5 protein-coding genes are annotated in these 4588 nt (G+C 38.9%); all 5 read left to right on the top strand.

Annotation, left to right across the window (positions count from 1 at the left end):
• Positions 1-220 (top strand): hypothetical protein (locus tag L4B77_RS19455; protein ID WP_429752477.1); only part of this gene is annotated, 220 nt, incomplete at its 5' end.
• On the top strand, positions 221-427 hold the full coding sequence (locus L4B77_RS19450) for a hypothetical protein (protein ID WP_102457767.1): 207 nt from the start codon (positions 221-223) through the stop codon (positions 425-427).
• 1451 nt (positions 428-1878) lie between these two features.
• A complete protein-coding gene (locus L4B77_RS19445) occupies positions 1879-3189 on the top strand; it encodes a replication initiation factor domain-containing protein (protein WP_429752475.1) in 1311 nt (436 codons plus the stop codon).
• Positions 3190-3198: 9 nt separating this feature from the next.
• The gene (locus L4B77_RS19440) at positions 3199-3525 is read left to right on the top strand and encodes a DUF1293 family protein (RefSeq protein WP_429752473.1); all 327 of its coding nucleotides are present in this window, start codon (positions 3199-3201) and stop codon (positions 3523-3525) included.
• Positions 3526-3635: 110 nt separating this feature from the next.
• Positions 3636-4307: a gcrA cell cycle regulator family protein gene (locus tag L4B77_RS19435; RefSeq protein WP_429752472.1), complete on the top strand. Its 672-nt coding sequence runs from the start codon at positions 3636-3638 to the stop codon at positions 4305-4307.
• Positions 4308-4588 lie beyond the last annotated feature (281 nt).

Raw genomic sequence — 4588 nt, 5'->3', positions numbered from 1 at the left:
GGTTATAAGGCGGTGTAATGTGAAAAATCAAAACAGAACCCATACTTTTAAACGTCGTGATTGCTGTCCTCAATGTGGTGATATTGACTTTATTTGTACTGAATATATTTCTAACAATCAAATCTACCTCTATGAAGAGCAATGTCCGCGGTGCTATGATTTTTGGCAAATTGGTCTTGAAGATGACTGTCGCAAATATCCAAGTAAGGACATGATTTAAATGAAAGTTTATTATGAAGAGGTTTCCGCTGATATGGTTTCTACGTTTACGCCTGGTCAAGGTTGGTACTCGTTTAAGTCTATATCAGATATGAATTCAACATTATCTTCTGAGTATGGTGATAGTCTTGAGCTTGTTGATTTGACGCCTGAACTTTATCGTTCAATGCTTGCCTCTGGTGATTTTGACGGTTATGAGCCAGCTTAGTATTTCAGCCCGTAGGGATAAGCGAACGTGATCATGTTAAGGGGTCGATTCAGTTTGTTGAGCGATAAGCAGCGAAGCGTTTCAGAGTTTGAGAGAAAAACGAAAACCTTTCATTCTGCTAAGCGCTTTTAAAGCTTGGTTAGGCTTTGTTAAGTGGTTCTAGGTGGCTATAGTTTTACTGGCTTTCTGAAAGCTCTAAGTGCGTATTATGGTTATGAATTATGTTGAGGGTTTGCTTTGCTTAACGGAATAAGAACGTGGGCGAGTAACATGCTCAATGAGGAGGTCAGCTTGTCTGGCCTTTTTGATGCTCGTTAGGAAAATCGTTGTTAGAAGTTAACCCGTAACATAATTTGCACAATGCGCACTTCAAGTAGCATTAAACACGTTGACAATGTAAAGATAAACATACATTATTTGATAACAGTTGAAATGATTAGATGATTAGATGATTAGATGATTAGATGATTGTGGAGCTCAGCGTTAACTTTGCCCCACATAAGTTTTGGATGTTAACCTATCAAATGATTGATAAGCTCAAGAGCTTTACCTAGTAAATCTATGATAATTAACATTATTTCTAAGTATTTCATATTGTACCTTTTAGTTTAAAGCAACCCTATATAGTAGACGGCAATCTTGTTATAGGGTTAGTTTGGAAAAGCCACTTAATTGTGGTTTTTCGCGTTTCTACTTATAAAGTAGCATTCGCATCTTCGCATGCTTTTAAGTTACAGGCAACAAACGTGACGCGTTGGGAGATTTCTAGATAATCTTGAGTGCTTCTCTCTATAAGGTGGTGGTTATTACAAATCAGACACTTGACCGCAAGTGACGACGACGAGCGGAACTAGCGTAGGAGGAGGATTGAGTGGGAGAGTGCGTTATTTTAATAGTGTGATTTAGTTTGTTTGTGAGCATTCGTCGGGAGAGGCTCGTTTCGTCGAGAGGGAACCGACGAAGCGAAGCAAGAAACCCCCGTTCAGTATTACGGGGGTATTACGGGGGTACTTTCCCTGAAATCATCAACGCCCTTGACTATCTGCAAGTGTAACGCGCCAGTGTTTGAGCGTTAGCGAGTCTACAGAATTTCTCTCCAGTACCATGACGTTAAGTTTTCTAATCTCTTTTTTTATGGATCATGTCGCTTTTTGCTTCTTGTAGGTAATTATCAAAAAGATGATTTGCTACGTCAGTCCATCTTATCGATTCCTTCGTTTCGTAGCTTACATCAATAGCAACCCTTTCAAGCTTCATCTTTGTCGATTCACTAACCCTTAGTGATGTGTATTTCTTAGTCATATGAGTCTCGTTGTGTGATGTTATTCATGTATTTTAGTATGCAATTGCACTTTTTACGCATGAATGCTTGCATACATGTATTGTCAAGGTGTAGGTTTCTATAAAAATAACATTGTATGCATGTTTGCACTAACTAAGGTTTTTGTTTTATGGACTCCAATTCACCAAAACGACATTTTGCTTGCTCTGACTGTGGTCAGGTTTACACATTAATTTTTAATGCTGTGTGTCCTTTCTGTCGTTCTGGCGTTGTTAATCAAGTCGAGGTTGATAGTAAAGAGGTTCACGCACGTGAATCTTATATTCATGAACAAAAACCGAATAATTACCGCCACAAAGTCGGGCAATTACATCCTGAATACGCAGATAACAGCGGCTTGCAAGTTGATGTTGAATCGGAGTACGAAAACACTTCGACTACTATCGACTGGTTGGCCTTTACTGTGAAAATGGCGGATTTTCGTCACTGTTCTAAGTCAAATCCATTTTCTTGTGGTTCTTTCCCCCAAATGCCCTCATTGCCTCCAATGTTAGCGAAAAGTTCTCATGATGTTGAAGACATCAATGAATATAGAAAGCGTGTTTATACACAATATTTTGAGAGCTGCGTTATTGTGTTTTTGACAAAAGTTCTCGGTTTTACAGTGGGTTGCATGAAAGAAGGCGCTAAGTTTAATTTCTATGAAAACCACTTCGATATCTATTCAAGTGATGGTCAGCAATTCTGTGGAAAGGTTGGAGTAGGCGGCTCTAATCAAAGAGATACGATCCACTTTTCTATTGACGGTAAAGGCTGCAAACACCTTTTTACTAAGCGCTCTAGAGCGTTTGTTCATTATTGGCTTTCTAACATCCTCAATGTCACTTTGCTCAGTCGTTGTGATCTAGCGTTTGATGATTTTGACGGTGTCCATACTTGTGAAAATGTAGAACTGGCTTTTCTTGACGATGGTTTCAAACGTTCTCGCGGTATCTCTCCAACCTTTAAGAACGCGGACGAATGGCACATTGATGCCGATGGTAACAAGGTTTTTAGTGTTGAAATGAGAAACATAGGCTCTCGTTCTTCTCTTGTTTATTGGCGTATCTACAACAAAAAGCTAGAGCAAAAAATCGATAAAGATGGGTTTGTCTGGTACCGCAGTGAAGTTGAATTGAAAAAAGTTTCGGTTGATATCTTGCTGGATATCGATGGTTATTTTTCAGGGCTTAACAATTACGCTAAATCTTTATTCTCTAAGGTTGTTACGCCTAAAAGCATGATGTTTAAAACAAAAAAGCGGTTTGCTTGTGAAGTCCTACAGGCTGCTTACTGGGCAAAAAGACAATATGGCCGTGTGGTTAATGGCTTGTATGAATTATATGAAGGTGATTTTGAGAAAATAGTAACGTCTTTGATGCGTGACGATACGGGTCTTTCTTTCACTCCAATGCATCGAAAATTAGTTAATAGTTTATAGGGGTTTTATATGGCTAAGGTAATGGGAATTGCAAAGAAACAATATCCAACAAGTAAGAACAACAAGGCGTTTTATGAGTTGGTAATTCTTCGCCCAATTGACAATGTTGATGTGGAAAAATATCAAAAAGAGGGTTTTGGTTTTGATACTGAAGTGCCTTATGGAAAAGATCCTTTGAAGATCAATCCGGCTTACGCTGGGGCTTTCGTTCCTGAGCGCGAGTATGACTTTGTTCTTGGCTGTAATCCCGATGATGTTTATGAGCAATGGATTTCTGAATTGGTTCCCGTAGATGACGACATCAAAAAGCATTTTTCATCGTCTTTGAAGCAATAATTTGTATCAAGAAATCATTAATTTTATCGCTTTAGCCTCCCTGTTTTCGGCTTATTTATATTTTGGGGGCTAGGGTCTCTCATACTTAAAATAAAGGCTAGGGGGTTATAATGGACGGCTCATTTTTATCTCAAGACGTTAATCAAGATTGTTCTTTTGCGGATTTACTTGTGCGTTTACCTCAAGTTTCTGATAGTTCAGTTCAAGTTGTTGAAAAGTCTCGACCTAAGACTGTTAGCAAGAGTTGGACTGTTGAAGAGTCTCGTTATTTAGAAGAATTATTCTTTGAGGGGAAAAAGCTTTCTACAATCGCTCAAAATCTTGACCGTACTTTTCCGTCAGTAGAAAACCAGATTCTCAAGCTAAACCTTAAACGATTCAAGGAGTTATCTAAGAAAGATGCTGAGTATTTAAAACAAAACTATTGGATACTCGATGTTGAGACGTTGGCTAAAAAGTTAGGTCGTCAACCTGCCTCTATTCGTTATTTTGCGAATAAATTAGGGCTCAAGCGTGCCAAGTTAGATAGTGCTGAGCCTCCAATCCCTAGACGTCTAATGCCTTACGATATGGTTAAACGCCTATCTGTTCTAGAGCGTAACTCCCCAGATTCAAAAAGTCGTGTCGATGACTCCGTTGTGATCTTCTATGACAAAAAGGGTCCATCAACACCGATGATGGCCATGCACCTCGATGATTTATGTTTGGCGCTTGATAAACATTTCAACCGTCGCGATGGTGTGACAGCTGCGGCTTTAACACATGGTTATAAGGCGGTGTAATGTGAAAAATCAAAACAGAACCCATACTTTTAAACGTCGTGATTGCTGTCCTCAATGTGGTGATATTGACTTTATTTGTACTGAATATATTTCTAACAATCAAATCTACCTCTATGAAGAGCAATGTCCGCGGTGCTATGATTTTTGGCAAATTGGTCTTGAAGATGACTGTCGCAAATATCCAAGTAAGGACATGATTTAAATGAAAGTTTATTATGAAGAGGTTTCCGCTGATATGGTTTCTACGTTTACGCCTGGTCAAGGTTGGTACTCGTTTAAGT

Source organism: Vibrio minamisatsumaniensis (assembly GCF_050337445.1).
Taxonomy (GTDB): domain Bacteria; phylum Pseudomonadota; class Gammaproteobacteria; order Enterobacterales; family Vibrionaceae; genus Vibrio; species Vibrio artabrorum.
Note: the sequence above shows the minus strand (reverse complement) of the source record. Positions and strands in the feature narration are given on the sequence as shown.

What these genes read in the sequence shown, in the direction of transcription:
- L4B77_RS19440 (WP_429752473.1), top strand. Translation starts at nt 3,199, where the DNA reads ATGGCTAAGGTAATGGGAATTGCAAAGAAACAATATCCAACAAGTAAG.
- L4B77_RS19450 (WP_102457767.1), top strand. Translation starts at nt 221, where the DNA reads ATGAAAGTTTATTATGAAGAGGTTTCCGCTGATATGGTTTCTACGTTT.
- L4B77_RS19435 (WP_429752472.1), top strand. Translation starts at nt 3,636, where the DNA reads ATGGACGGCTCATTTTTATCTCAAGACGTTAATCAAGATTGTTCTTTT.
- L4B77_RS19445 (WP_429752475.1), top strand. Translation starts at nt 1,879, where the DNA reads ATGGACTCCAATTCACCAAAACGACATTTTGCTTGCTCTGACTGTGGT.